Below are 26,699 nucleotides of genomic sequence, written 5' to 3'. Positions count from 1 at the left end.
TCAGCTCTGGATGCGGTACACGTCGTAGACGCCGTCGATGCGGCGCACGGCGTTGAGCACGTGCTCGAGATGCGTGGCGTTCGCCATCTCGAAGACGAAGCGGCTGATGGCCAGCCGGGAGCTGGAGGTGTTGACCGACGCCGAGAGGATGTTCACGTGGTGCTCCGAGAGCGTGCGGGTGACATCGGAGAGCAGGCCGGAACGGTCGAGCGCCTCGACCTGGATCTGCACGAGGAACACGCTCTTCGAGCTCGGCGCCCACTCGACCTCGACCACGCGCTCCTGCTGCTCGCGCAGGTTGAGGAAGTTGTGACAGTCGACCCGGTGCACCGAGACGCCCTGCCCCTTCGTCACGAAGCCGAGGATCTCGTCGCCCGGCACCGGGGTGCAGCATTTCGCGAGCTTCGCCAGCACGTCCGACGCGCCCTTGACGACCACGCCGCTCTCGCCGCCGGTCTTGCTCGCGCGCGGGGCCTCGATGATCGGCAGCGTCGAGAGCGCGGGTTCCGTCGAGGTCTGCTCGTCGAACACCAGCGCGGTGACCTTCTCGATCACCGACTGCGCGGAGACGTGCCCCTCGCCCACCGCGGCGTACAGCGCCGTCACATCCGCGTAGCGCAGCTGCAGGGCCACCTGCTGCAGCGCCGCGGAGTTCATCACCTGGTGCAGCGGCAGACCCTGCTTGCGCAGCGCCTTGGTGATCTCCACCTTGCCGGTCTCGGCGGCCTCTTCGCGCCGCTCCTTCGTGAACCACTGCCGGATCTTGTTCTGAGCACGCTTGCTCTGGACGAAGCTCAGCCAGTTCTGGTTGGGTCCAGCATTCGGATCCTTCGAGGTGAACACCTCGACCACGTCACCGTTCTGCAGCGCGGTCTCGAGCGGCACGAGGCGCCCGTTCACCCGGGCCCCCATCGTGCGGTGCCCGACCTCGGTGTGCACGGCGTAGGCGAAATCGACGGTGGTGCCACCGGCGGGCAGACCGATCACCCGGCCCTTCGGCGTGAAGACGTAGACCTCCTTCGCGCCGATCTCGTAGCGCAGCGCGTCGAGGAACTCGCTGGGGTCCTCCGTCTCGGCCTGCCAGTCGGAGATGTGCGCCAGCCAGGCCATGTCGTTGGAGCTGGGCGCGTCCTGCTGCCCGGGCTGGCGCTGCTTGTACTTCCAGTGGGCGGCGACGCCGTACTCGGCGCGCTGGTGCATCTCGACGGTGCGGATCTGGATCTCGACCGCGCGCCCGTCGGGACCGATCACCGTCGTGTGCAGCGACTGGTAGAGATTGAACTTGGGGGTGGCGATGTAGTCCTTGAACCGCCCCGGAATCGGGGTCCACCTCGCGTGCACGGCACCGAGCACCGCGTAGCAGTCCCGGATCGAGGTGACGAGCACGCGGATGCCGACGAGGTCGTAGATGTCATCGAAGTCCCGCCCCCGCACGATCATCTTCTGATAGATCGAGTAGAGCTCCTTGGGGCGGCCCGTGACCTCGCCGCGGATCTTGGCCTCGCGCAGATCCGATTCGATCGAGCTGATCACCACTCCGACCAGTTCGTCGCGCTGCGGGTTGCGCTGGGACACGAGGTTCTGGATCTCGGCGTAGAGCTTCGGCTTGAGCACCGCGAAGGAGAGATCCTCGAGCTCCGCCTTCATCGACTGGATACCCAGCCGGTGCGCGAGCGGCGCGTAGATCTCGAGTGTCTCCTGGGCCTTGCGCTTCGCCGAGTCGCCCGAGACGAAGCCCCAGGTGCGCGCGTTGTGCAGGCGGTCGGCGAGCTTGATGACCAGCACGCGGATGTCCTTCGACATCGCGACCACCATCTTGCGCACCGTCTCGGCCTGAGCCGAATCGCCGTACTTCACCTTGTCGAGCTTGGTGACGCCGTCGACCAGCATGGCGATTTCCTCACCGAACTCGGCGGTGAGCTGATCGAGACCGTAGTCCGTGTCCTCGACCGTGTCGTGCAGCAGCGCCGCCGCGATCGCCACCGGCGCGACGCCCAGATCCGCGAGGATCTGGGCGACCGCGATCGGGTGGGTGATGTAGGGCTCGCCGCTCCGGCGCTTCTGGCCGCGATGCGCGCGCTCCGCCACCGTGTAGGCCCGCTCGATGATCGACAGATCGGCGCGCGGATAGTTGCTGCGCACCGTGCGCACGAGCTGATCGACGGCTCCGGGAGAGCTGCCTCGAGAGAAGATGCGCGGCACCAGACGTCGCAGCGCCGTCGTGCCGCCCTGTGTGACGTCGTTAGCTACCACCTGCGGCCTCCCTCGAATGTTTGAACATTACACGCGGCAAGCGGTCCAAAGCAAAATGGGAGGGCACGGGGGTTCGTTCCGGGTGAAGTCAGGCCTCGGCCGCCACGCTCTCGTCCTCCGCGGGCTCCTTCTTCGCCCGGATCCGCAGCACCTTCTCATCGTGCCGCTTGACCGCCTCCTCGCCCTCGCGCAGATGGGCGTAGGCGGGAGCCGCGATGAAGATGGTCGAGTAGGCGCCGACGAGAATGCCGATGAAGAGCGCCAGCGAGATGTCGCGCAGCGTGCCCGCACCGAGCACGAACGCGCCGATGAAGAGGATCGAACCGACCGGCAGCAGCGCCACGACCGAGGTGTTGATCGAGCGCACGAGCGTCTGGTTCACGCCGAGGTTGACCGACTCCGCGAACGTGCGCCGGTCGTTGAGCTCGCCCGGTGCCGTGTTCTCACGGATCTTGTCGAAGACCACGACCGTGTCGTAGAGCGAGTATCCGAGGATCGTGAGGAAGCCGATCATGGCGGCCGGGGTGATCTCGAAGCCGGAGATCCCGTAGATGCCGGCCGTGATGATGAGGTCGTGGAAGAGCGCGATGATCGCCGCGAGCGACATCTTCCAGGTGCGGAAGTAGATCGCCATGACGAGCGCCGCGAACAGGATGAACACGATGAGGGCGATGACCGCCTGCTTCGTGATGTCCTGACCCCATGCCGGGCCGATGAACGAGTACGTGACCTCGTCCGCGCTGATCCCATAGCTCTCCGCGAGGGCGGCGGTCACCTCGCGGTTCTCGGTCTCGCTCAGGGCCTCGGTCTGCACGCGCACGTCGGTGGGGCCGAGCTGCGTCACGCGCGGCGCGCTCGACGGCAGCACCTCGGCGACCGCAGCCTCGGCGATCGCGGGGTCGCGATCCTGGCTCTCGGAGAGGTGCACCTGGAACTGGCTTCCGCCCGTGAACTCGATGCCGAAGGTGAAACCGCCGCGCAGCATCGGGCCCGCGATCGAGAGCACGATCAGCACGATCGAGATGATGTACCAGGTCTTGCGCTTGCCGATGAAGTCGATCGACTTCTCACCGGTGTACAGAGCGTTGCCGAATTCGGCGAATGAACGAGCCATGTCAGCTCTCCTTCCCAGCGGTTGCGCCGACGGATTCGACCGCGGGGGTCGCGGCCTCGGCAGCCTTGCGTTCGGCGATGGTCTGACGACGCTCCGCCTCGCGCTGGCTGCGCGCACTCTTCTTCCCGGTGTGCTCGGGGGTGCGGAACTGGGCGCGTCCGCGGTACACGGCGCCCAGGCGCTTCGGGTCGAGCCCCGAAGCGGGATGACCCTCGCGGTAGAAGCGCGTGCGCGCCAGCAGCGTCATCATCGGGTGCGTGAACAGCGCCACCACGAGCACGTCGACGAGGGTGGTGAGCCCGAGCGTGAAGGCGAAGCCCTTCACGTTGCCCACCGCGAGGATGAAGAGGATCACCGCGGCGAGGAAGTTGACCCCGTCCGATGCGAGAACCGTGCGGAACGCGCGCTTCCAGCCGTTCTCGACCGCGCTCTCGATCGAGAAGCCGTCGCGCAGGGCGTCTCGGATGCGCTCGAAGTAGACGATGAAGGAGTCGGCGGTGAAGCCGACCGCCACGATGATACCGGCGACGCCCGCGAGCGAGAGCCGGTATCCCTGCCGCCAGGAGAAGAAGGTGAGCAGCAGGTAGGTGAGCACACCCGCGATGGCCAGCGATGCGATGGTCAGCGTGCCGAGGGCGCGGTACTGGAACATCGAGTACACGACCACCAGCAGCAGACCGATGAGGCCCGCGAGCAGACCGGCGGAGAGCTGGTTCGTACCGAGCGTCGCGGAGATGTCCTCCTGGCTCTGCACGGTGAAGTCGATGGGCAGCGCGCCGAACTTCAGCTGATCGGCGAGCGCCTTGGCCGAGTCCTGGGTGAAGTTGCCGCTGATCGAGGGACGCCCGTCGAGGATCTGCCCCTGCATCGTCGGAGCCGACAGCACGCTGCCGTCGAGCACGAAGGCGAACTGGTTCTGGGGCTCCGGAGCACCGTACAGGCGGGTGCTGATCTTGCCGAAAGTATCGGCGCCCTCGCTGTTCATGATGATCTGCACGACCCACTCGCCGGTGGTGGCGCCGGTCTGGGTGGTGGCCATCTGAGCGGTCGCATCCGTGATGACGTCGCCGCTCAGCTCCACCGGGCCGAGCAGGTACTTCGCGGTGCCCGACTCGTCGCAGGTGATGAGGGGACGGTCCGCGGGCTGTTCACGCGTGTCGAGCGCCGCATCGGAGTCGCAGGTGAACTCGTCGAACTGCTGCTGCAGCGCCGGGGTGATCCAGGCGAGGTCGCCCGCGCCCTCGGGCAGCGGATCCGGATCGATCGGCCCGAGATCCGCATCAGCGGTCTCCTCGGTCGCTTCCGCCTCAGCGGGCTCCTCCGCGGCCGTCTCATCCGCAGCGGCTTCGTCGCCGGCAGCCTCGTCGCTCGCCGCGGCCTCGTCGCCGGCAGCTTCGTCGCCGGTGGCCTCATCGCCCACGGAGGCCTCGTCGCCGGCAGCGGTCTCGTCGCCCTCCAGCTCCTCGAGGTTCAGCCCGAAGCCCATCGAGAGCACCGGCCGGAAGTCGAGCTTCGCCGACGCCTCGATGCGCTGCAGCGTGGCCTCGTCGGCCTTGCCCGGGATCGACACGGAGATGTGCTGATTGCCCTGCGTGGTGATCTCAGCCTCGGAGACGCCCGCGGCGTCCACGCGCTGGCGGATGATCGACACCGCCTGCTGCAGCTGCTCCCCACCGACCGCTTGGCCGTCGGTCTGCTCGGCCGCGAGCAGGATCTGCGTGCCGCCCTGCAGGTCGAGGGCGAGTTTCGGCGTCCAGGTCGCGTCGCTGCGGAACACGCCGAGCGTGATCAGCCCGACGAGGCCGACGAGGATGACCAAGAGGAATACGAGGGAGCGACGAGCCCTCCGCACCGCGGGTGTGGACGCCAAGACTGACTGCTTTCTCTAACTGGGTGAAGGTGACGATGCCGCGGTGAGTACCGCGGGGATCGGATCAGGCCTTGGGCGCCTGCTCGTCTCCCTGATCATCGGTGCCGGGCTGCTCGGGGTTCGCGTCCTCGGCGGGGGCCTGGTCCACGGCGTCGACGCCCTCGGCGCTGTTGCCTGCGACGCGCTCGCCGAATGCGGGGTCATCGTCGGGTGCGAGCTCAGCGTCGGCCGCATCCGTCTCCGGGGCGGAGCTCGGCGTGACGATCTGCGTGACGGCGTTGCGGTGGACCACGATGGTGCTGCCGCCGCTGAGCAGCGTGACGCGGTTCTCAGCCTCATCGATCGAGTCGATGGTCCCGAAGATCCCCGACTGCAGCATCACCTCGGCGCCGGGGCGCAGGCCGCTCTGAAGCTCCTGCATCGCCGCCTGACGCTTCTTGCCGTTGCGGAACATGAAGAAGATCAGCACTGCGATGAGGCCGAACATGACGAGAGTGATCGGGTCCAACGGTGGTCCTTTCGATGGGCGTGCGCGTGCGTATGCGAAGGGCACAGATTTCAGAAGTCTACAGCGCTCAGACTGTGAACCCACTACTTTGGCGCAAGTGACCCGAGATTCATCCGGGCGACGCGACCGCGTTCCGGATCAGAGCAGCGTCGGGGCCGATCCGGGCGCCCCCGGCGGCACCGCTCCCACGTGCTCCCAACCCAGCCGGGTCGCGACCCGCCCTCGAGGCGTGCGCGTGAGCAGTCCCGTCCGCACCAGGAACGGCTCGACCACGGCCTCGATGGTCTCCGCCTCCTCGCCGACCGAGACGGCGAGCGTGGAGAGGCCGACCGGGCCGCCGCTGAAGCGCTCGACGACCGCCATCAGCACCTCGCGGTCGAGACGATCGAGCCCGTGCTGATCCACGTCGTAGAGCGACAGCGCGGCCTGCACGCTCTCGGTATCCCCCGGGGTCTCGTGCACCAGGCTGTAGTCGCGCACGCGGCGCAGCAGCCGGTTGGCGATGCGGGGGGTGCCACGGGATCGGCGCGCGATCTCGTCGACGCCCTGCTCCGAGACGGCGAAGCCGAGCAGACCGGCCGCCCGGCGCACCACACTCGCCAGTTCGTCGTCGGAGTAGAACTCGAGGTGAGCCGTGAAGCCGAAGCGGTCGCGCAGCGGATTGGGCAGCAGCCCGGCCCGGGTGGTGGCCCCCACCAGCGTGAAGGGCGCGAGTTCGAGCGGCACCGAGGTCGCACCGGCCCCCTTGCCGACCATGATGTCGACCTTGAAATCCTCCATCGCGAGGTAGAGCATCTCCTCGGCGCTGCGCGCCATGCGGTGGATCTCGTCGACGAAGAGCACCTCTCCCGGCGTGAGCGCCGAGAGCACCGCGGCGAGATCGCCGGCGTGCTGGATCGCCGGACCGGAGGTCTGGTGCAGCGGCTTGTCGAGCTCCGCTGCCACAATCATCGAGAGCGTCGTCTTGCCGAGGCCAGGCGGCCCGGCCAGCAGAATGTGGTCGGGCGTGTGCCGGCGCATGGTCGCCGCGTCCAGCAGCAGGCCGAGCTGACGCCGCACCTTCGACTGCCCCACGAACTCCGACAGCGTGGACGGACGCAGCGCACCCTCGTATCCCTGCTCGGAGGGTGTGGCCTGCGGCGAGAGCTCCCCCGTCATCGGCGGGCTCCGCCACGAGCGGCCTGCAGCAGCGCGAGCGCGGCTCGCAGCAGACCCGCGCTGTCGGCGGGCGCGCCGGCGTCGCGCGCGTCCTGCACCGCCTGCCAGGCGTCGGACTCGCCCCAGCCGAGGCCGACGAGCCCGTCGCGCACCGCCTCGGCGGCGGCCAGGGCCGGATCCTCGGCCGCTGCCGGGGCCGCTCCCCCGGCCTCGTCCAGGCCGAGCTCCGAGAGCTTGCCCGCGAGCGAGACGACGATCAGCTTCGCCGTCTTGGGCCCGATGCCCGACACCTTGCGGAACGGCTTCTCGTCCTCCGCGGCCACGGCACGAGCCACTTCGGCCGGCGCGAGCGCCGAGAGCACGCCGAGCGCGCTGCGCGGCCCCACCCCGGAGACCCCGATGAGGTGCCCGAAGACCTCGAGCTCCGCCTGCGTGACGAAGCCGAAGAGCGTCAGCGAGTCCTCCCGCACCACCAGCGAGGTGCACAGGTCGATCTCATCGCCCGGCACCGCCTGCGAGACACGGCCGCTCGGCACCTCGACGCGCATCCCGAGCCCGCCGACGCCCACGACGACCCAACCGGCACCTGCGGCGAGCACGGGCCCGCGAATCGAAGCAATCACACACTCACCCTAGAGCGAACCTCCGACACGCGGCCCCGCGCCACACCGATTATTCGAAGATATCTACGAATCGCACGCGGCTCAGGCCTCGACGGCCACGGGCGCCTGGGCACGCTGCGCGCGCACGGCCCGGTTGACCGAGGACACGATCGCCTTGAGCGTGGCGCGGGTGGTGTCGGGGTCGATGCCGACGCCCCACAGGCGCTGGCCGTCGACCTCGAGATCGACGTAGGCCGCGGCGACGGCGTCGCCGCCGGCGCTCATCGCGTGCTCGACGTAGTCGAACAGCGTGACGGCGTGGCCGTTCTCGTTGATCGCGGTGATGAACGCGTCGACCGGACCGTTGCCGCGGCCGACGATCTGGTGCTCGCCCTCGCCGTCGCGGTAGTCGACGACGAGCTCGGTGACGCCGTCGCCCGCACTCGTCGAGGAGGTGCGGAAGAGCTCGTAGCGACCCCACTGCTCGAAGGCGTCGCCGGTGGTCGGCAGATACTCGTCCTGGAAGATCCGCCAGATCTCATCGCTCGAGACCTCGCCGCCCTCGCTGTCGGTGACGCCCTGCACCACGGAGCTGAACTCGATCTGCAGCCTGCGCGGCAGGTCGAGGTGGTGGTCGTTCTTCAGCAGGTACGCGACCCCGCCCTTGCCCGACTGCGAGTTGACCCGGATCACGGCCTCGTAGGAGCGCCCCAGGTCCTTCGGGTCCACGGGCAGGTAGGGCACGGCCCACTCGATCTCGTCGACCGAGGCCCCCGCGGCGTCGGCGTCGGCCGCCATCCGCTCGAAGCCCTTCTTGATCGCGTCCTGGTGCGATCCGGAGAACGCCGTGTAGACCAGGTCGCCGGCCCACGGGCTCCGCTCGGGCACCCGCAGCTGGTTGCAGTACTCGGCGGTGCGGCGCACCTCGTCGAGGCGCGAGAAGTCGATCTGGGGGTCGATGCCCTGGGTGAACAGGTTGATGCCGAGCGCGACCAGGTCGACGTTTCCGGTGCGCTCGCCGTTGCCGAAGAGGCATCCCTCGATGCGATCCGCGCCGGCCATGTAGCCGAGCTCGGCCGCGGCGACCGCCGTGCCGCGGTCGTTGTGCGGGTGCAGCGAGATGATGACGTTCTCGCGGTGGTTCAGGTGGCGGCCCATCCACTCGATGGAGTCGGCGTAGACGTTCGGGGTGGCCATCTCGACCGTCGCCGGCAGGTTGATGATGACCTTGCGCTCGGGAGTCGGCTCGAAGATCTCGAGCACCTCGTTGCAGACCTCGACCGCGTACTCGAGCTCCGTGCCGGTGTACGACTCGGGCGAGTACTCGTAGAAGATCTCGGTGCCCTCGCAGATGTGCTCGCTGGCGCGGCAGAGCTTCGCCCCGTCGGTCGCGATCCGCTTGATCCCCTCCTTGTCGGAGCGGAACACCACGTCCCGCTGCAGCACGCTCGTGGAGTTGTACAGGTGCACGATCGCGCGCTTCGCGCCGATGAGCGACTCGTAGGTGCGCGTGATCAGGTGCTCCCGCGCCTGGGTCAGTACCTGGATGGTCACGTCGTCGGGAATCGCGCCGTCCTCGATGAGGTGCCGCACGAAGTCGAAGTCGGTCTGGCTGGCCGAGGGGAAGCCCACCTCGATCTCCTTGTAGCCCATCTTCACGAGCAGGTCGAACATGATGCGCTTGCGCTCGGGGCTCATCGGGTCGATGAGCGCCTGGTTGCCGTCGCGGAGGTCGACCGCGCACCACCGGGGAGCCTCGGTGATGCGCTTCGAGGGCCACGTGCGGTCGGGCAGATCGACCGGGATGATCTCGTGGAACGGGCGGTAGCGGTGGATCGGCATACCGGAGGGCTGCTGCATGTTCTTCATGGCTCGAAACTTTCTCGTCTGGGTCCTGGGTTCAGCCAACACGAAACTCCGCGACGAGGGAGGCCTGAAGACTAGGACTCGTCGCGGCAGCTAAGAAGAAGCGAGCCGAACAGCATGCATACACTGTATCACTCGCCCGACCGCCCCCGCGCAGTAGCCTGGAGCGTATGAGAACGCTGCGCAGGCTGCTGACGGGACTCGGGATCGCGCTCGGGGGCGCTGTGCTGCTGGGGATCGGGATCGCCGCGCCCGCGGCCGCCGATGTCTCGGATTTCAGCTACGACAGCTGGCACGTCGAGTACCGCATCGGCACCGACGACGAGGGCCGCGCCGTCGCGCACGTCACGGAGACGCTCACCGCGCGCTTCCCCGACTACGACCAGAACCGGGGCCTCGTGCGGGGCCTGCCGATCGACTACGAGGGAGCATCGACCGACCCCCGCGACTTCACCGTGACGGACGCGGCGGGCGAGCCCGTCCCCTTCGAGGTCGAGCGCGACGACGGCTTCGTCGCCGTGCTCACGGGTGACGATCGCTACGTGCACGGCGTGCAGACCTACGTCATCGGCTACACGCTCGGCGATGTGATCCTCGCCCGGGACGACGGCGCCGCCGATGAGTTCTACTGGGATCTCACCGACTTCGAGCATCTGCAGCCAATCGAGTCGTTCTCGGCGGAGATATCGTTCGACGACGAACTCTCCGAACGGCTGAACGGCGATGCGAGATGCTACTTCGGCGCGCCGAACTCGACCGCCGAGTGCACGATCGAGGGCGACGCGGGTGCGTTCCGCGCCTCGACGCCGAGCCTCGACGCCCGCGAGGGCGTCACCGTCGCGATCGGCCTGCAGCCGGGCAGCGTGGTGCAGCCGCCGCAGCGGCTGCCGAACTTCGCGCTCGACGGGCTACCGTTCGTGATCGGCGGCGGCGCGCTGGCCCTCGCCGGTGCGGGTGCGGTGGCCACCGGCAGGCTCAAGCACCGCCGTCGCACCGCCCGCGGCACCGTCATCGCGCAGTACGACGTGCCGTCCGCACTGCCTCCGCTGATCGCGGCCCCGGTCGCCGGGGTCTCGGTCGGCTCCGTGCCCCCGGAGATCGTGCACCTCGCCGTCAGCGGCGCGATCCGGATCGAGGACGGCGAGCCGGAGCAGGGGCTCTTCGGCCCCAAGGCGGCGCAACCCGTGCTGCGCGTGATCGACCCGCAGCGCGCGGTCGACCCGCTCGACCAGCAGACGATGAGCGCGCTCTTCCCGTCGCTCGAGCCCGGCACCGCGTTCGCGCTGCCGAAGAAGAGCGAGTCGTTCGGCAAGCGCATGACCGCGCTCGGCACGGCCGGCTCGAAGCAGGCGCTGGAGCGGGGCTATTTCACGAGGGAGCGCAGCGGGGCCGCCCGCGTTCTCGGCTTCCTGGCCTTCGGCCTGCTCGCGGTCCTCGCGATCTTCATCGCGCTCGGGATCGCCCTGCGAAACTCCCCCACCGCGTTCATCTGCATCATCATCGGCGTCGTCGCGCTCATCCTCGCGATCGCGAGCGTCTCGAAGCACCGGGTCTACACGCCGATCGGGGCCGAGTGGCGCGAGTACCTGGAGGGCGTGAAGCTGTTCATCCGCGTCGCGGAGGCCGACCGGCTGCAGATGCTGCAGTCGTATCGGGGTGCCGAACGCCGCCAGGACGGCACGATCGACGTGATCCACCTCTACGAGAAGCTGCTCCCCTACGCGATGCTGTTCGGGCTCGAGAAGGAGTGGACCCGGGTGCTCGCGGTGCGGTACGAGGAGTCTCCGGGGTACGTCCCGATCTGGTACCCGGCGATCGCCGCCCACGGGCTCGGCAGCCTGACCTCGACGATCTCGTCGTTCACCGGCTCGCTGAGCTCGTCGGTCAGCTACACGTCCAGCAGTTCAGGGGGGTCGAGCGGCGGCGGGTTCTCCGGCGGCGGCGGGGGCGGCGGCTTCAGCGGCGGCCGCTGAGCCCTGCCCGGCCGGCCCTGCCCTGACTTGCCTCCCCGGCCCTGCCCGGCCCTGCCTCCCCTGCCCGGCCCTGCCTCCCTCTGCCCTGCCCTCATCGGCGAGATCCCGATTTTCGCCGTGTTTCCCCGCTCTGCACGGCAAGAATCGGGATCTCACGCAAATGCTCCGGGTCATCACTCCTCCCGGTCGCATCGCACTCAGGTCACCTCGTCTTCCGGGGAAGCGCCGATACTGTCCGCGACGAAGGCCACTCCTCCAGCAGCAGCCGGATCCGCACGGGTACTGGCCGAGGCGGGCGGCCGGTCGCCAGCAGCATCCGCCGGCCGGCGTGATCCGGGCGAGCGAGCACCTCTTCGGCGTGGAACAGCAGGACTCTCCACCCGGCATCCCGTGCGCGTTCGAGCCTGTCGAGGTCACGCAAGTACTGCGCACGAGAGGTCCGGTGCTGCTCCCCGTCGTACTCGAAGAGCACGCGCGAGAGCTCCTCTGCGAGATCGAACCGTCCGATCCCTCTCCCGTCGCGGTCCACGACCACGAGTTGCAGCTTCAAGCCGGTGACGCCGACTCGTTCTCCCGCCAGCCGGGTCAGCGTCTCCATCCGGGATTCCGCGCCGACCCGTGCGAGGTCGAGCGCAGAGCGAAATCTCGTGACGCCGCGCCGGCCGCTGCTCGCTTCCAGCAGCGCGTGCAAGTCCTGCAGTCGCGTGGCGGCGGTCGGATCGAAGCGCGTATCCGATTCGAGGACCAGCGCATCGATCGCCACCACGACCTCGGTGAAGGGCAATCCCGCGCACCCCTGCAGCGCCAGGGCCGTGGCGTGACTGAACCGTTCGCCCTCGCGGAACCGGGGCAGATACGCGAGGGCTCGTTCGTACAGCGAATCGCCGCTGGATGCGAGCGATCGGACCCCCGAATACGGAGCAGTCAGTGCGGGATGCCGCAGCTGCCGTTGGCTGAAGCCGCGCACCGCCGCAACGTCCCCGAGATCCCGATCTTTGCCGCCCCGGGCAGCCGGATCCGACAAGAATCGGGATCTCGCGCCGGAGAGGAGGGCGAGGTGTGCGCTACGCCCGCTTCGTGTACCGCGCGCTGCCGAAGCCGAGGATCAGGTAGCCGATCGCCGAGAAGAGCCAGAGCAGGAAGAACGAGAAGGCCCCGCCCTTGCCGAAGCGCTCGCCGAGTCGGATCGCGACGAAGATCGAGAACACGATGTTGACGATCGGCACGAGATAGAGCAGCGTCATCCACGCCGAGTAGCCGGCGACCTTCACGAGGACGAACACGTTGACGATCGGGATGATCGCGAGGATGCCCGGGTAGCCCGCCTTCGAGAACACCCGCCACAGCGCGATCGCGATGATCACGTACCAGACGATCGCGAAGATGCCGTAGTCCTGGGAGAGCGCCGTGATCTGCGCCTGATCGGTGATGTACTCCGTGAGCTGCATGGTTCCGAGCCTAGTGGACGGCCCGGTCGCGCCAGAAGCCCCTCCCGCAGCCCGTCAGAAGCCCAGTCGACCCAGCGCCTTCGGATCGCGCTGCCACTCCTTGAGCACCTTCACGCGCAGCGAGAGGTAGACCCGACGCCCCAGCAGCGCCTCGATCTCGCGCCGCGCGCGCTCGCCCACGTCGCGCAGACGCGAGCCGCCCTTGCCGATGACGATGCCCTTCTGGCTGTCGCGTTCGACGTAGATCGAGGCGTAGATCTCCAGCAGACCGGGTTGTCCGTCGACGCTCTCGCGCTCCTCCCGATCGTCCACGGTCGCCGCGAGCGAGTGCGGCAGCTCCTCGCGGGCGCCCTCGAGCGCCGCCTCGCGAATCAGCTCCGCGATGCGGTCGTCCTCGCCCTCGTCGGTGGTCCGATCGTCCTCGTAGAGCGGCGGCGAGGCCGGCATCAGCCCCAGCAGCACGTCGGACAGCACATCGAGCTGTTCCCTCGTCACCGAGGAGATCGGCACGACCGCGTCCCACTCACGCAGTGTTCCGAGGCGGGTGAGCTGGTCGATGATCTCGCTCTTCGAGGCCTCATCGACCCTGGTGAGGATCGCGACCTTCTTCGCGCGCGGGAAGTCGTCGAGGCGCTCGTTGATGAAGCGGTCGCCCGGCCCGAGCTTCTCGTTCGCCGGCACGCAGAAGCCGATGACGTCGACGTCTCCGAGCGTCGCCTCCACGAGCGCGTTCAGGCGCTCGCCGAGCAGGGTGCGCGGGCGGTGGATGCCCGGCGTGTCGACGATGATGAGCTGCCCGTCCGGCCGGTGCACGAGGCCGCGGATCGCGCGGCGCGTGGTCTGCGGCTTCGGGCTCGTGATCGCGATCTTCTCGCCCACGAGCGCGTTGGTGAGCGTCGACTTGCCCACGTTGGGTCGTCCCACGAAGGAGACGAATCCCGCGCGGAAGCCTTCCGCGGAGGATGTCGATCCGCCTCCGGTCTGCTCAGTCGGCGGAACCCCGCCCGGTTGCTCGTTCATGCTTCGTCCTCCTCGTCGGATCTCCCGATCCACCGCGCCTCGACGGAGAGCAGCCGCTGCCGCTTCCGCTCCATATCGGCTGCGGTCAGCTCGATACCCGCCACCACCACGGTATCCCCGGTCACCGGCAGGCGCCCGAGATGCTTCGCGACGAGCCCGCCGACGCTGTCGACCTCGTCGTCGTCCAGCTCCAGTTCGAACAGCTCGCCCAACCGCTCGGCCGAGAGTCTGGCGTTCACGAGGAACGACCCGTCCTCCTGCAGCTGGACCTCGGGCACCTCGCGATCGTGCTCGTCCGAGATGTCGCCCAGCAGCTCCTCGATCAGGTCCTCGAGCGTCACCAGCCCCGAGATCCCGCCGTACTCGTCCACGACGAGCGCCAGGTGGTTCGAGTCCCGCTGCATCTGGCGCAGCAGTTCGTCGGCGCGCTGCAGCTCGGGCACGAACACCGCGGGCTTCATGATGCGGGTCACCGGCGCGGTCCCCGACTCCTCGGGACGGCGCAGCAGGAAGCCGCTCGCGTCGCGCAGGTAGGCGATGCCGGCGATGTCGTCGACCTCGCCGGCGATCACGGGGATGCGCGAGTGCCTCGCGGCGAGGAGCTGCTCGAGCGCGTCGCGCACGGTGTCCTCGCTCGAGACCGTGATCATGTCGATGCGCGGCACCATCACCTCGCGCACGAGCGTGTCGCCGAACTCCACCAGCGAGTGGATGTACTCGCGGTCGTCGTCCTCGAGCAGCGCCTGCTCCGCGGCCTGATCCACCATCGAGAGCAGCTGCTGCTCGTCGCGGATGCGGGCCGAACCCCGTCCCGGAGTCACCCGGTCGCCGAAGCGGGTGAGCCCGATGGCGATAGGACCGAGCAGCACGCGGATCCCGCGCACCGTCGGCGCTGCGAAGCGGATCACGCCGTCGGGCCGGTGCAGGCCCACGGTGCGCGGGCTCGAACCCACGAGCACGAACGTGGTGGCCGTCATCACGAGCGTCGCGAGCACGAGCTCGAGCCAGAGCGCATGCAGCGAGTAGGCCACCACGAGGGTGATGAGCACGGCCGAGAGGGTCTCGGCGAACACGCGCGCGAAGCTCAGCGCGTTCAGATGCGCCGGCTCGTCCTCCGCGATGGCGCGGATGGCGCGGCCGGTGCGCGGAGACTCGTCGGCGAGGGCCAGCAGCTCGGCGCGGGATCGGACGCCGAGCGCGGCATCGGTCGCGGCGAGGAGGCCGCCCACCGCCATCAGCGCGACGGCCGCCGCGAGCAGCAGCAGGGCGAGGCCGAGGGTCATCGAGATCGCTCGTGCATCGCGAAGGCGAGCAGCAGGTCGCGCTGGAGGCCGAACATCTCGGCCTCCTCATCGGGGGTGGCATGGTCGAAGCCGAGCAGGTGCAGCATGCCGTGGGTCAGCAGCACCGACATCTCCTGCGCGAGGTCGTGCCCGGCGGCCTCGGCCTGGATCTCGGCCACCTGCGGGCAGATCACCACGTCGCCGAGCAGGCCCGCCGGCGTCTGCGCGTCGACGCGCCCCGGACGCAGCTCGTCCATCGGGAAGCTCAGCACATCGGTGGGGCCGGGCTCGTCCATCCACTGCACGTGCAGCTGCTCGATCGCGGCCTCGTCGACCAGCACCACACCCAGCTCGGTGTCGGGGTGCACGTGCAGCGACTCGAGCACGAACGCCGCCAGGCGCTGCAGCCGTGCCTCCTCGAACTCGACGCCGGCCTCGTTGTTGATCTCGACGCTCACCGGGCGTCTCCCTTCTGCTGCGCGGAGCGCTCGCGCTCCGCCTGATCGTGGGCCGAATACGCGTCGACGATACGGCTGACGAGATTGTGCCGCACGATGTCGTCGGAGCCGAGCTCGGCGAAGTGGATGTCGTCGACGCCGCGCAGAATGCGGTTCACCACGCGCAGGCCGCTCGCGGCGATCGGCAGGTCGACCTGCGTGATGTCGCCGGTCACCACCATCTTGGAGCCGTACCCGAGACGGGTCAGGAACATCTTCATCTGCTCGGGGGTGGTGTTCTGCGCCTCGTCGAGGATCACGAACGACTCGTTGAGCGTGCGGCCGCGCATGTAGGCCAGCGGCGCCACCTCGATCGTGCCGCTCGCCAGCAGCTTCGGAACGACGTCGGGATCCATCATTGAACCGATCGCGTCGAAGAGCGGCCGCAGGTACGGGTCGATCTTGTCCTCGAGCGAGCCGGGCAGGTAGCCGAGCCGCTCGCCGGCCTCGACCGCGGGGCGGGTCAGGATGATCTTCGCCACCTCGCGGCGCTGCAGCGCCTGCACGGCCTTCGCCATGGCGAGGTAGGTCTTGCCGGTGCCGGCAGGCCCGATCCCGAACACGATCGTGTGCTTGTCGATCGCGTCGACGTACGCCCGCTGCCCCCGGGTCTGGGGGCGGACGGCGTGTCCGCGCACCGTGAGGATCGGCTCGCTGAGCACCTGAGCGGCCGTGGGCCCGTTACCCTCGTGCACCATGCGGGTGACCTCTTTCACATCGCGGCGCGACACGGCGCCGCTGAGTCGTGCGAGCTGCAGGATCTCCTGCACCACCGTCTCGGCGGTGCGCACGGCCGGGGCCGGGCCGCTCATCGTGAGCACCTGATCCCGAGCGTGGAAGACGACCCGCGGGTGCTGCGCCTCCAGGTCGGCGATCAGCTGATCCCGGTGACCGAGGAAGGAGGCCAGGTCGACCCCGGTCAGCAGCACGGTGCGCTGCAGCTCGGGTCCGTCGGCCGCACCGTCCTCGGTCGTGACCGGGAGTTCCTCTTCAGGATCCAACGAGCGACCGCTCCTCGAGCTCGCCGGCGAGCACGTGCGCGTGCACGTGGAACACGGTCTGCCCCGCACTCGCACCGTTGTTGAAGATGAGACGGAACTCGCCGTTGGCGAGTTCACCCGCCAACCGCTTGGCGACGGCCACCATCTCGGCGAGCGTCTCGGGGTCGCCCGCGGCGAGCTCCGTCACGTCTGCGTAGGCCGTCGACTTCGGGATCACGAGGAAGTGGACCGGCGCCTGCGGGCTGATATCGGGGAACGCGATGACGCGGTCGGTCTCCGCGAGGATCTCGACCGGGATCTCGCCGGACACGATCTTGCCGAACACCGTCTCTTCTGCCATGGGATCAAGTGTACTGTCCTGTCCGATGGGCTGTCGTCTCGGCCGGGGTCGCCCGGCCCTCGTTCCGCCTGCGCGGGCCCCCGCTCTGCCAGAATGGTGCCGTGAGCCACGACCTCGAGGCAGAACGGGCGCGGCCCGCGCGTCGCCGTCGTGGACGCGTCATCTGGGCGACGATCGCGCTGCCCCTCATCGCGCTGCTCGTGGTCATCGGCATCCCGCTCGCGAGCCCGCTGTTCCCCGCGGAGACCATCGTGTCGTGCACGATCGAGAAGACGGCGCTGCGGGAGCGGCGCGTCATCACCCCGAAGCAGTTCAGCGACTGCGGCGCCTTCATCTCCCGCAAGACCGTCGAGTGCACGAACGATACGGGCAGGGATCTCGCCCTCATCCCGGGTATCACCTACGACCTCGTCGTGCGCGGCCCGAGGCTCGCGCCCGTCGCGCTCCCCGTCATCGAGTCGGCGACGGTGTCGGCGGCGCAGAAGCACCCGCCGGCCGCCGCAGAGGCGGACGATACGCCCTCGGACCTCCCGGCCCTGCAGGAGCTCGAGCAGCGATTCTCACCGGAGGGGCTGCGCGCCTTCGACTACGAGCAGCCCCCGTACGACCCGCTCTGCCAGGTGTCGCGCAGCATCATGACGACGATGGGCGTTCAGCTCGTCGACCCGGTGCGGGCTGAGCAGCTGCTGACCCCGCCGGAGGGCCTCGTGCCGCGCCACCCGAAGCTGCCGTGCGAGGGCGTGCAGTGCCGAGCCCCGCTCGAGGGCTGACCCGGCGACGGCTGACCCGGCGACGGCGGACCCGGCGACGGTTGACCCGTCAGCGGCCGGCTACCAGCGGCCGAGAGCCGCGCCGAGCACCGCGAGGGCCGCGGGGCCGGCGGAGGAGGTGCGCAGCACCGTGTCGCCCAGCACCAGCGGGTGCGCACCGGCCGCCTCGAGCGCATCGAGCTCGTCATCGGCGAAACCGCCCTCGGGCCCCACGACGATCATGATCTCGCGCGCCGCCCGCGCGGCGTCGCTCGCCGCCCACCCCGAGAGCCGCTCCCCGCTGCGCGGGTGCAGTGCGATCACCTCGACGCCGTCGCTCGCGGCCGCACCGCAGATCGCGGCGAGCCGCACCGGATCCCGCACCTCGGGAATCCGCGCCCGCAGCGACTGCTTCGAGGCCTCGCGCGCGATGCGGGCCCACTTCGCGACGCCCTTCGCAGCTTTCTCCGCTCCACCCGATCCGCCCGCACCGCCCCATCGCGATACCGAGCGCGAGGCTTCCCACGGCACGACCGCGTCGACGCCGAACTCGGTCGCCTGCTCCACGGCGCGCTCGTCGCGGTCGCCCTTCGCGAGCGCCTGCACGAGCACGATGCGCACCTCGGGCTCGGGCTCGTGCCGCACGGTCTCGACGCGCACGGCGAAGCGATCCTTCGCGATCGCCTCGACGACCCCGTCGCCGAGGACGCCCGCGCCGTTGCCCACGAGGATCCGCTCCCCCGCGCGAAGCCGGCTCACCCGCACGGCGTGGCGCGCCTCGTCACCGGTCACCTCGACGAGTGCGCCCTCCGCGAAGGCGTCGGCGGCGAGTTCCTCGCGGTAGTAGAGGTTGGCCACGGGCTCAGCCCTGGCGGAAGAAGCGGTCTCGGATCTTGCCGAAGAAGCCCTGCTGGAACTCCCCGAGATGCGGCGGTTCGTCTTTGCGCAGCGAGGCGAGCTGGCGCACGAGATCCTTCTCCCGGCTCGAGAGCTTGGTGGGCGTGGCCACCTGCACCGCGATCTTCAGATCCCCGCGGGTCGTGCTGCGCAGGCCCTGGATGCCGCGACCGCGCACCGTGAGCACGTCGCCCGACTGGGTGCCGGGCTCGATCGTCACCGCCGCCTCGCCGTCGAGCGCGGCGAGCTTCGCCTCGGCGCCGAGAATGGCGTCGGTCATCGAAAGCTGCATGGTGCAGAGCAGGTCGTTGCCGTCGCGGCTGAAGATGTCGTGGTGCATCACGCGGAACTCGATGAAGAGATCCCCGTTGGGCCCGCCGCCCGGTCCCACCTCGCCGCCGCCGCGCATCTGCATGCGGGTGCCGGTGTCGATACCGGAGGGGATGTCGACCGGGATCGTGCGCCGCTCGCGCACGCGCCCCTTGCCCGCGCACTCCACGCACGGATGCTCGATGACGGTGCCGTAGCCCTGGCAGCTGCCGCAGGGGTGCATCGTCACCACGTTGCCGAAGAGCGAGCGCACCTGCCGCTGCACCTGGCCCTGGCCGCCGCAGACGTCGCAGGTGACGGGGTGGGTGCCCGGCTGGCAGCAGCTGCCCTGGCAGACGCCGCAGAGCACCGCGGTGTTGACGGTCACGTCGCGCTGGGCGCCGAAGATGACCTCCTCGAGCGACACGTCCACGCGGATCATCGCGTCGTCGCCGCGCTCGGCCCGGGGGCGCGGGCCGCGCTGACCCGCACCGCCGAAGCCGCCGCCGCCGAAGAAGGTCTCGAAGATGTCGCCGAACCCGCCCATGCCGGCCTGCCCGCCGCCCAGGTCGTAGCGCTGGCGCTGCTCGGGATCGCTCAGCACGTCGTACGCGTGCGTGACGCTCTTGAAGCGCTCTGCGGCGTCCTCGCTGGGGTTCACATCGGGGTGCAGCTCGCGCGCGAGCCGCCGATAGGCCTTCTTGATCTCTTCGGGCGTCGCCTCGCGGGACACGCCGAGGGTCTCGTAGTGGTCGGCCACTGTGTCAGCTCCTCAGGGGTGGGGTGTGGTGATGAACGATTCGACGGACGGGGATCGGGTTACTGATCCTCGTCCAGCAGTCGGTTGAGATAGCGGGCGACGGCGCGCACCGCGGAGATGTTCGCGGCGTAGTCCATGCGCAGCGGGCCGAGTACGCCGAGCTTCGAGACGGAGGCGCCCTCCTGCTCGTAGTTGGAGACGATCACGGAGGTGGACGAGAGACCGTACACCTCGTTCTCGCGACCGATCGAGGCGGCGACCTCCCGGCCGTCCTGCACCAGCTCGTCGAAGAGTCGCAGCAGGGTGACCTGCTCCTCGATCACCTCGAGCACCGCGGGCAGCGCCACGCCGAATTCTCCCGGGCGGGAGATGTTGGCGGCTCCCGCCACGGCGATGCGGTCGTTGCGGTTGGCCTGCAGCTGATTGCGCACCACCTCGAGCACCCGGCGCACCAGGTCGGCCTCGCCGGGCCGCGCCTCCGTCTCGGCGCGCGCTTCGAGCTCGGCGACCGCGGATACCGCGGTCTCGAGGTCGGCGCCCACGGCCGCTGCGGCGATCTGCTCGCGGAGTCCGTGCACCCAGGCCTCCGTGACCCGAGAGGCCGGCAGCCAGGCGACCTGCTGCTCGACGACGCCGCTGCCGAGGATCAGCACGCACAGCACCCGGTCCTCGCCGATGGCGACGAGATCGATGTGGCGCACCACCGTGCGGCGCAGGGAGGGGTACTGGGCCACGGCCACCTGGTTGGTGAGCTGGGCGAGCAGGCGCACCGTGCGCGCCATCACGTCGTCGAGATCGGTCGACTCCCCCAGGAAGCGCTCGATCGCGGTGCGCTGCGCGCTGGACAGCGGACGGATCTTGGCGAGGGTGTCGACGTAGAGCCGGTATCCCTTGTCGGTGGGCACGCGGCCGGAGGAGGTGTGGGGCTGCGCGATGAGCTCGTCCTCCTCGAGCAGCGCCATGTCGTTGCGGATCGTGGCCGCGGACACGCCGAAGCTGTGCCGATCGACGATGGCCTTCGAGCCGACGGGCTCGTTGGAGGAGACGTAGTCGCCGACGATGGCGTGCAGCACCGCCAGGCTGCGCTCGGATACCATTGCCCCTCCTCACACTTGGCACTCGAACAATCCGAGTGCCAAGTCTAGCGCAGGGAGCCGGTCGTACGGCGGGAGGCGCGGCTGTTCGCGTCGAGCGCAGCCGCCGCGGACGGCGAATGCCGGGGGCGGATCGCCCCCGGCATTCGCCGTCCCCGCGCGTCGCGCTGCTACAGCTTGTCGCCGCGGTAGAGGAACGCGGCCATCGCCTCGCGCGTCACGCTGCTCTTCGGCGCGTATGCCGGCTTGCCCGAGTCCTGCTTGATGCCGGTGGACAGCCCGCTGTCGAACATCCACGCGATCTGCGCGTAGAACTTGTCGCTCGGGCGCACGTCGGCGAACGGCGACACCTTCGGAACGGTGTAGTTCTTGTCGGCCTTCGCGCGGTTCATGAACGCGGCCATCGCCTCGCGCGTGATCTTCGCCTTCGGCGCGAAGTTCGGCTTGCCCGACGCCTGCTTGATGCCGGTCGACAGCTTCTCGTCGTACATCCACGCGATCTGCTTGTAGAACTTGTCGCCCGGCTTCACATCCGCGAACGGCGACACCGCCGGAGCCGTGTACCCCTTCGGGTTGTCCAGACGGTACAGGAACGCCGCCATCGCCTCGCGGGTCACCGCGGTCTTCGGCTCGTAGTCGTGGTAGACGTTGCCGTCGGCATCGGTCTTCTTGATGCCGGTCGACAGGCCCCGCTCGGCCATCCAGGTGATCTCCTTGGAGAACTTGGTGTCCTTGGTCACGTCGGCGAACTCAACCGAGGACCCCGGACCCTCGGGATCCTTCGGATCCTCGGGGTCGACCGGGTCGGCGGCCTTCGCGAAGCTCGTCGTCTTGCCGTTGAAGGTCACCGTCTTGACGGTGGCCACGGCCCCGACGCCGTCGACCGTGAAGCCGTAGGCGAGCACGTCGTGCTGCCCCAGGGCCGCGACGATGTCGTCGAGGGAAGACGCGGTGTTCCTCGGGACGAGCACGCCGCCGTTGCCGTCGACGATGTTCGCGGACGACACCCAGCCGGCCGCGCCGATCGCAGCGTTCCCGGTCACCGGCGCGCGCAGCGTGGTGAACCGCGGGGCGTCGCCCTCGCCGAAGAGCTGTCCCTCGGGGTAGTAGAAGACCGGCACCTGGGTGAAGACCGGAGCCCCGCCCTCCGCGACGTCGACGGTCATCGCCGCAGCGAATCCCGCGGCGTTCTGCTGGAACTCCTCGGGTGCGAAGCCGTTGATCAGCTGCGACTTGCCGGTCACCTGCAGCCCCAGGGTCGCGCCGTCCTCGCCGGGCACCGTCTCGAAGGTGCCGCGAGTGCCCTCCTCGCCGGGCTCGACGCTCTCGTGCCAGCCCGGGTAGCTCGCCTCGTTCGGGCGGATGTCGGCGTCCGTGACGTACTCGTCCGCGGGAGCGCCCGGCGTCGCGCCGTTCTCGGCGTAGAACCTCGTGGTGACGCCGTCCGCGGTGAACGACGAGACGACCACGTCGCCGCTCGCGGTCTTGTCGACCAGGAAGCCCGCTCCGATCGGGAAGGCGTTGCCGTCGAATGCGGCCTCCCACTGCGCGAGAGATGCCGAGGCGTGGGCGCTGTAGCCCGCGATGTTACGGCTCGTCGTCCAGAGCGTCGGGTCGCTCGCGGGCGCCCGCAGCGTCGCCCATTCCTCACCGACGGTCCAGACGCCGTCGCCGTTCGAATCCAGCCTCAGCGGGATCTGGTAGAAGACCTTGCCGGGCTCCGAGGACACCACCTGCAGGCTCTCCGCGAGATCCGCCACCGACGGCCCCTGCGCCGCCTCGGCGACATCGTTGCCGTTGCCCTTGAGGATGACCGTGTCGATGCCGCCGGCCGCGACGAGGCCGTTGCGCGCCTGCACCACGTCCTGAGCCTTGCTCGGGTCGAAGTGCCAGTCGTTGTAGATGTCCGATTCCGTCTCGGTGTCGGACACCCTCTTGAGATCGGCTGCGAGCACGTGCTCGATTTCCGGCGCCGGCGCCGCCTGAGCGGCGGTCGCGCCGGCGACCAGGCTGCCGGCGGCCAGCGCCGTCACGCCGAGCAGCGCGAGTGGTTGACGAAGTTTCATGTTGTGAACAGCTCCCCTACTTCTTTGTATCTGCATATATCCCACAAAGGAATTGCAGGGGAAAAGCACGCTCGTTCCCCTGAATAACCCCCACTACAAATTACTCGAACGGCGTCCGAATCACAAACGAACACCCCGGTCAGCCCAGCAGTCGATGCACCACCGTATCGGCGAGCAGGCGCCCGCGCAGAGTCGGCACGACCCTCGCGGGTCGGCCCGGGGCGGCGATCGCGGCGCGGCCCTCGATGAGGCCGTCCGCGATGAGCTGCGGGATCGCGCGGCGCTCCGCCGGCGTCAGCATGTCGGCGGGCAGACCGTCGGCGATCCTCGTCTCGAGCAGGATCCGCTCCTCGCGGCGAGCGGCGTCGGTCAGGGCCTCCCGCGCGTGCGCCGGAGAAACGCCCGCGGCGATGCGTTGCGCGTATGCTCCGGGATGCTTCACGTTCCACCAGCGCACACCCCCGACGTGACTGTGCGCGCCCGGGCCCGCGGCCCACCAGTCCTCGCCCGTCCAGTAGGAGAGGTTGTGGCGCGAGCGCGCCTCCGGGCCGCGCGACCAGTTGCTGATCTCGTACCACGAGAATCCCGCCGCCGCGAAGCGTGCGTCGGCCAGCTCGTACATCTCGGCGTGCAGGTCCTCGTCGGGCTCCGGCACCTGCCCGCGGCGGATCTGCGCCGCGAGCTTCGTGCCGGGCTCCACGATGAGCGCGTACGCCGAGATGTGATCCGGATCGGTGGCGAGCGCCGCATCGATCGAGCGCTCCCAATCGGCGAGGCTCTCCCCCGGCGTGCCGTAGATGAGGTCGACGCTCACCTGCAGGCCGGCGTCGCGCGCCCAGCGCGTCACGAGCGGGATCCGCTCGGGGGTGTGCGTGCGGTCGAGCGTGCGCAGCACGTGCGGCACCGCCGACTGCATGCCGAAGCTGACGCGCGTGAATCCGGCTTCGGCGAGTCGCCGCAGGTAGGCCTCGTCGACCGAGTCGGGATTGGCCTCGGTCGTCACCTCGGCACCCGGCGCCAGCCTCCACTCCTCCCGGATCCGCCCCAGCATCGCGGCGAGATCCTCCGCGGGCAGCAGCGTGGGGGTGCCGCCTCCGAAGAAGACCGTCGACACCGCGCGATCCGGCACCCCTGCGCGCCGCAGCACCGCCGCCCCGAAGCTCAGCTCCTGCTGCACCTGGCCCGCGTAGTCGTCACGGCGGGTACCGCCGAGCTCGCTCGCCGTGTAGGTATTGAAGTCGCAGTAGCCGCACCGCACTCGGCAGTAGGGGACGTGCACGTACACGCCGAAGCGGCGTTCGGCGGCGCCGAGGGCGACGCTCTCGGGCAGGGAGCCGTCGGCGGGCGCCGGGTCCCCGTCGGGAAGGATGCTCGGCATGCGGCCTAGTCCGCGGGCTGCGCGCCCGGGGCGAGCGACGCGATCTGCTCCCTGGCGGCGTCGATGGCGGTGCGGATCGCCGTGCGGCTCTTGAGACCGAGCAGGCCGTTCTTCGGGGCGAAGAGGAAGCCGCGGGCGACCGCCCACACCGTGTCGTCGTCGCGGTGCTCCACCGCGAAGAGCTGCTCGCCGACCGCGCCGTGCTCATCGCCCGTGCCCCAGGCGAAACCGACGCGGCGGTCCTCGTCGACGGTGTAGACCACCAGCACGCTGCGCGGATCCTGACCCTCGGCGTGCAGGGTCGCGGTCGTGCCCGCGACCAGGTAGGGCTCGCCGTCGGGCCCGAAGTGCTCCTCCACGGCGTCGGCCGCCTGCGGCGCCCCGCTGTCGTCGAAGCTCGGTCCGGTGTAGAGCGCGCCCGTGCCCCGAACGACGTCCTCGACCCGCAGGCCGCCGCCGCGCTGAGCGCCCCAGGTCATGAGCAGGTTCGAGACCAGCAGGAAGCGCTCCTGGCCGCTGCCGAGCCGCAGCTCCTCCTCGTAGGGGGTGCTGCCCTCGGGCGGGAAGCGCATGAGGTCCGGCTGCTTCGAGGCCCCGACGGCGGCGTACGCGACGGGCATCTCGACGTGGCTGCTGCGCTTCGGCTGCTCCTTCTTGCTCATTTCTTCGTCTCCTTGCCCTCCACGTCTCCCGAGAGCGCGGCGATGAACGCCTCCTGCGGCACCTCGACGCGTCCCACCATCTTCATGCGCTTCTTGCCCTCCTTCTGCTTCTCGAGCAGCTTGCGCTTACGGCTGATGTCGCCGCCGTAGCACTTGGCGAGCACGTCCTTGCGGATCGCGCGGATGGTCTCGCGCGCGATGACGCGCGCTCCGATGGCGGCCTGGATGGGCACTTCGAACTGCTGGCGGGGAATGAGCTTGCGCAGCCGCTCGGCCATCATCGTGCCGTAGTGGTACGCGTTGTCGCGGTGCACGATCGCGCTGAACGCGTCGACCTTGTCGCCCTGCAGCAGGATGTCCACCTTCACGAGATCGGCTTCCTGGTCGCCCATGGGCTCGTAGTCGAGGCTCGCGTACCCCTGGGTGCGGCTCTTCAGGTGGTCGAAGAAGTCGAAGACGATCTCGCCGAGGGGCATGCTGTAGCGCAGCTCGACGCGCTCGCCGAGGTACTCCATGCCGAGCAGGCTGCCGCGGCGGCTCTGGCAGAGCTCCATGATCGCGCCGACGTAGTCCTTCGGCGCGAGGATCGCGGTCTTCACGACCGGCTCGCGCACACTCGCGATCTTGCCGTCGGGATATTCGGAGGGGTTCGTGACCGTGACGGACTTGCCGTCGTCGGTCGACACCTCGTAGATCACGCTCGGCGCGGTCGCGATGAGGTCGAGGTCGAACTCGCGGCGCAGTCGCTCCGAGATGATCTCCAGGTGCAGCAGGCCGAGGAAGCCGCAGCGGAAGCCGAAGCCGAGCGCCACCGACGTCTCCGGCTCGTACTGCAGCGCGGCGTCCGAGAGCTTGAGCTTGTCGAGGGCCTCGCGCAGAACCGGGTAGTCGCTGCCGTCGAGCGGGTACAGGCCCGAGAACACCATGGGCTTCGGATCCGTGTACCCGGGAAGCGCCTCCCCGGCCGGCTTCAGCTTGGTGGTGACCGTGTCGCCGACCTTCGACTGGCGCACGTCCTTCACGCCCGTGATGAGGTAGCCCACCTCGCCGACGGCGAGGCCCTTCGTCGGCGTCGGCCCGGGCGAGGAGACGCCGATCTCGAGCGCCTCGTGCTCCGCCTTCGTCGACATCATGAGGATCTTCTCGCGCGGGGTCAGCCGCCCGTCGATCATGCGCACGTAGGTGACGACGCCGCGGTAGGGGTCGTAGACGGAATCGAAGATCATGGCGCGGGCCGGGGCATCGGCGTTTCCGGTCGGCGAGGGAATCCGCTCGACCACCCGATCGAGCAGCTCCTCGACCCCTGCGCCGGTCTTGCCCGAGACCTTCAGGATGTCCTCGGGATCGCCCCCGATGAGGTCGGCGATCTCGCGCGCCACCCGCTCGGGGTCGGCCGCGGGCAGGTCGATCTTGTTGAGCACCGGGATGATCTCGAGATCGTTCTCCATCGCCAGATAGAGGTTGGCGAGGGTCTGGGCCTCGATGCCCTGCGCCGCGTCGACGAGCAGGATCGCGCCCTCGCAGGCCGCGAGCGAGCGCGAGACCTCGTAGCTGAAGTCGACGTGCCCGGGGGTGTCGATCATGTTGAGCGCGTACTCCTGGCCGTCGAGGGCCCAGTGCATGCGGACGGCCTGCGACTTGATCGTGATGCCGCGCTCGCGCTCGATATCCATGTTGTCGAGGTACTGCGCGCGCATGTCGCGATCCGAGACGGTGCCCGTGATCTGCAGCATGCGATCCGCGAGAGTCGACTTGCCGTGGTCGATGTGCGCGATGATGCAGAAGTTGCGGATCTGCGCGGGGTCGGTCGACGCCGGCACTGGGGGGTTCACACTGCGAGGAGACATTGCG

Annotated in this window: 23 protein-coding genes; 2 read left to right on the top strand and 21 right to left on the bottom strand. The window is 69.3% G+C overall.

Translation table 11 applies throughout. The features are described 5' to 3' along the window. The 7 genes from AMS65_RS09320 to leuA form a co-directional block, all read right to left on the bottom strand. Positions 1-2,253 carry a RelA/SpoT family protein gene (locus tag AMS65_RS09320; protein ID WP_053383882.1) on the bottom strand — a complete coding sequence of 751 codons (2,253 nt, stop codon included), beginning with the start codon at positions 2,251-2,253 and terminating at the stop codon, positions 1-3. An 88-nt stretch (positions 2,254-2,341) separates the two neighbouring features. After that, positions 2,342-3,367 carry a protein translocase subunit SecF gene (secF, locus tag AMS65_RS09315; protein WP_053383881.1) on the bottom strand — a complete coding sequence of 342 codons (1,026 nt, stop codon included), beginning with the start codon at positions 3,365-3,367 and terminating at the stop codon, positions 2,342-2,344. Position 3,368: 1 nt separating this feature from the next. Then, positions 3,369-5,237 carry a protein translocase subunit SecD gene (gene secD / locus AMS65_RS09310; RefSeq protein WP_053383880.1) on the bottom strand — a complete coding sequence of 623 codons (1,869 nt, stop codon included), beginning with the start codon at positions 5,235-5,237 and terminating at the stop codon, positions 3,369-3,371. 64 nt (positions 5,238-5,301) lie between these two features. Next, positions 5,302-5,745 (bottom strand): preprotein translocase subunit YajC, encoded by a 444-nt coding sequence (gene yajC / locus AMS65_RS09305; protein WP_241489400.1) that lies wholly within the window; start codon positions 5,743-5,745, stop codon positions 5,302-5,304. Positions 5,746-5,883: 138 nt separating this feature from the next. Continuing rightward, positions 5,884-6,903: a Holliday junction branch migration DNA helicase RuvB gene (ruvB, locus tag AMS65_RS09300; RefSeq protein ID WP_053383879.1), complete on the bottom strand. Its 1,020-nt coding sequence runs from the start codon at positions 6,901-6,903 to the stop codon at positions 5,884-5,886. Beyond that, positions 6,900-7,526 carry a Holliday junction branch migration protein RuvA gene (gene ruvA / locus AMS65_RS09295; RefSeq protein ID WP_053383878.1) on the bottom strand — a complete coding sequence of 209 codons (627 nt, stop codon included), beginning with the start codon at positions 7,524-7,526 and terminating at the stop codon, positions 6,900-6,902. The genes ruvB and ruvA overlap by 4 nt, the downstream gene beginning before the upstream one ends. A gap of 81 nt (positions 7,527-7,607) precedes the next feature. Next, entirely contained in the window at positions 7,608-9,374 is a 1,767-nt protein-coding gene (leuA, locus tag AMS65_RS09290) for a 2-isopropylmalate synthase (protein WP_053383877.1), read from the bottom strand. A 167-nt stretch (positions 9,375-9,541) separates the two neighbouring features. Between leuA and AMS65_RS09285 the strand changes: the two genes are divergently transcribed. After that, on the top strand, positions 9,542-11,344 hold the full coding sequence (locus tag AMS65_RS09285; RefSeq protein ID WP_241489399.1) for a DUF2207 domain-containing protein: 1,803 nt from the start codon (positions 9,542-9,544) through the stop codon (positions 11,342-11,344). Between the two features lie 202 nt (positions 11,345-11,546). Here the strand turns inward: AMS65_RS09285 and AMS65_RS09280 are convergent, their stop codons facing one another. The 7 genes from AMS65_RS09280 to AMS65_RS09250 are packed head-to-tail and all read right to left on the bottom strand — an operon-like array spanning position 11,547 to position 16,933. Further along, entirely contained in the window at positions 11,547-12,368 is an 822-nt protein-coding gene (locus AMS65_RS09280; RefSeq protein ID WP_162231758.1) for a DUF559 domain-containing protein, read from the bottom strand. Between the two features lie 40 nt (positions 12,369-12,408). Continuing rightward, complete coding sequence (locus tag AMS65_RS09275) at positions 12,409-12,792, bottom strand: DUF5684 domain-containing protein (RefSeq protein ID WP_053383875.1); 384 nt, start codon at positions 12,790-12,792, stop codon at positions 12,409-12,411. Between the two features lie 54 nt (positions 12,793-12,846). Continuing rightward, the gene (era, locus tag AMS65_RS09270) at positions 12,847-13,812 is read right to left on the bottom strand and encodes a GTPase Era (protein ID WP_053383874.1); all 966 of its coding nucleotides are present in this window, start codon (positions 13,810-13,812) and stop codon (positions 12,847-12,849) included. Next, complete coding sequence (locus AMS65_RS09265) at positions 13,809-15,095, bottom strand: hemolysin family protein (RefSeq protein ID WP_053383873.1); 1,287 nt, start codon at positions 15,093-15,095, stop codon at positions 13,809-13,811. Before AMS65_RS09265 ends, era begins: the two co-directional genes overlap by 4 nt. Continuing rightward, entirely contained in the window at positions 15,092-15,553 is a 462-nt protein-coding gene (ybeY, locus tag AMS65_RS09260; protein ID WP_053383872.1) for an rRNA maturation RNase YbeY, read from the bottom strand. Before ybeY ends, AMS65_RS09265 begins: the two co-directional genes overlap by 4 nt. Beyond that, positions 15,550-16,593 (bottom strand): PhoH family protein, encoded by a 1,044-nt coding sequence (locus AMS65_RS09255; protein ID WP_053383871.1) that lies wholly within the window; start codon positions 16,591-16,593, stop codon positions 15,550-15,552. The genes ybeY and AMS65_RS09255 overlap by 4 nt, the downstream gene beginning before the upstream one ends. Then, positions 16,583-16,933: a histidine triad nucleotide-binding protein gene (locus AMS65_RS09250; RefSeq protein WP_053383870.1), complete on the bottom strand. Its 351-nt coding sequence runs from the start codon at positions 16,931-16,933 to the stop codon at positions 16,583-16,585. The genes AMS65_RS09255 and AMS65_RS09250 overlap by 11 nt, the downstream gene beginning before the upstream one ends. A gap of 101 nt (positions 16,934-17,034) precedes the next feature. On the opposite strand from AMS65_RS09250, the gene AMS65_RS09245 reads away from it, so the two are divergent. After that, positions 17,035-17,703: a hypothetical protein gene (locus AMS65_RS09245; RefSeq protein WP_053383869.1), complete on the top strand. Its 669-nt coding sequence runs from the start codon at positions 17,035-17,037 to the stop codon at positions 17,701-17,703. 60 nt (positions 17,704-17,763) lie between these two features. Here AMS65_RS09245 and AMS65_RS09240 read toward each other — a convergent pair whose 3' ends face one another. The 7 genes from AMS65_RS09240 to lepA all read right to left on the bottom strand — a co-directional run bounded on the left by AMS65_RS09240 (position 17,764) and on the right by lepA (position 26,695). Further along, a complete protein-coding gene (locus AMS65_RS09240; RefSeq protein WP_053383868.1) occupies positions 17,764-18,540 on the bottom strand; it encodes a 16S rRNA (uracil(1498)-N(3))-methyltransferase in 777 nt (258 codons plus the stop codon). 4 nt (positions 18,541-18,544) lie between these two features. Further along, positions 18,545-19,648, bottom strand: a complete 1,104-nt coding sequence (gene dnaJ / locus AMS65_RS09235; RefSeq protein ID WP_053383867.1) for a molecular chaperone DnaJ — start codon at positions 19,646-19,648, stop codon at positions 18,545-18,547. Between the two features lie 59 nt (positions 19,649-19,707). Beyond that, the gene (gene hrcA, locus AMS65_RS09230; protein WP_053383866.1) at positions 19,708-20,745 is read right to left on the bottom strand and encodes a heat-inducible transcriptional repressor HrcA; all 1,038 of its coding nucleotides are present in this window, start codon (positions 20,743-20,745) and stop codon (positions 19,708-19,710) included. Positions 20,746-20,912: 167 nt separating this feature from the next. Further along, positions 20,913-22,808 carry an S-layer homology domain-containing protein gene (locus AMS65_RS09225; protein WP_157502185.1) on the bottom strand — a complete coding sequence of 632 codons (1,896 nt, stop codon included), beginning with the start codon at positions 22,806-22,808 and terminating at the stop codon, positions 20,913-20,915. 139 nt (positions 22,809-22,947) lie between these two features. Then, complete coding sequence (gene hemW / locus AMS65_RS09220; RefSeq protein WP_053383864.1) at positions 22,948-24,186, bottom strand: radical SAM family heme chaperone HemW; 1,239 nt, start codon at positions 24,184-24,186, stop codon at positions 22,948-22,950. Positions 24,187-24,191: 5 nt separating this feature from the next. Next, complete coding sequence (locus AMS65_RS09215) at positions 24,192-24,848, bottom strand: DUF1990 family protein (RefSeq protein WP_053383863.1); 657 nt, start codon at positions 24,846-24,848, stop codon at positions 24,192-24,194. Further along, on the bottom strand, positions 24,845-26,695 hold the full coding sequence (gene lepA / locus AMS65_RS09210) for a translation elongation factor 4 (protein ID WP_053383862.1): 1,851 nt from the start codon (positions 26,693-26,695) through the stop codon (positions 24,845-24,847). Before lepA ends, AMS65_RS09215 begins: the two co-directional genes overlap by 4 nt. Between the last annotated feature and the right edge of the window lie 4 nt (positions 26,696-26,699).

Origin of the sequence: Leucobacter celer subsp. astrifaciens (genome assembly GCF_001273835.1) — a bacterium.
GTDB lineage: Bacteria > Actinomycetota > Actinomycetes > Actinomycetales > Microbacteriaceae > Leucobacter > Leucobacter celer.
Note: the sequence above shows the minus strand (reverse complement) of the source record. Positions and strands in the feature narration are given on the sequence as shown.

Bases quoted from the DNA above. Each gene is read 5' to 3' on its own strand.
- era (WP_053383874.1), bottom strand. From the start codon at position 13,812: ATGAACGAGCAACCGGGCGGGGTTCCGCCGACTGAGCAGACCGGAGGC.
- ruvB (WP_053383879.1), bottom strand. From the start codon at position 6,903: ATGACGGGGGAGCTCTCGCCGCAGGCCACACCCTCCGAGCAGGGATAC.
- lepA (WP_053383862.1), bottom strand. From the start codon at position 26,695: ATGTCTCCTCGCAGTGTGAACCCCCCAGTGCCGGCGTCGACCGACCCC.
- AMS65_RS09275 (WP_053383875.1), bottom strand. From the start codon at position 12,792: ATGCAGCTCACGGAGTACATCACCGATCAGGCGCAGATCACGGCGCTC.
- hrcA (WP_053383866.1), bottom strand. From the start codon at position 20,745: ATGGTATCCGAGCGCAGCCTGGCGGTGCTGCACGCCATCGTCGGCGAC.
- secF (WP_053383881.1), bottom strand. From the start codon at position 3,367: ATGGCTCGTTCATTCGCCGAATTCGGCAACGCTCTGTACACCGGTGAG.
- hemW (WP_053383864.1), bottom strand. From the start codon at position 24,186: ATGCCGAGCATCCTTCCCGACGGGGACCCGGCGCCCGCCGACGGCTCC.
- leuA (WP_053383877.1), bottom strand. From the start codon at position 9,374: ATGAAGAACATGCAGCAGCCCTCCGGTATGCCGATCCACCGCTACCGC.
- AMS65_RS09225 (WP_157502185.1), bottom strand. From the start codon at position 22,808: ATGAAACTTCGTCAACCACTCGCGCTGCTCGGCGTGACGGCGCTGGCC.
- AMS65_RS09215 (WP_053383863.1), bottom strand. From the start codon at position 24,848: ATGAGCAAGAAGGAGCAGCCGAAGCGCAGCAGCCACGTCGAGATGCCC.
- AMS65_RS09285 (WP_241489399.1), top strand. From the start codon at position 9,542: ATGAGAACGCTGCGCAGGCTGCTGACGGGACTCGGGATCGCGCTCGGG.
- AMS65_RS09250 (WP_053383870.1), bottom strand. From the start codon at position 16,933: ATGGCAGAAGAGACGGTGTTCGGCAAGATCGTGTCCGGCGAGATCCCG.
- AMS65_RS09265 (WP_053383873.1), bottom strand. From the start codon at position 15,095: ATGACCCTCGGCCTCGCCCTGCTGCTGCTCGCGGCGGCCGTCGCGCTG.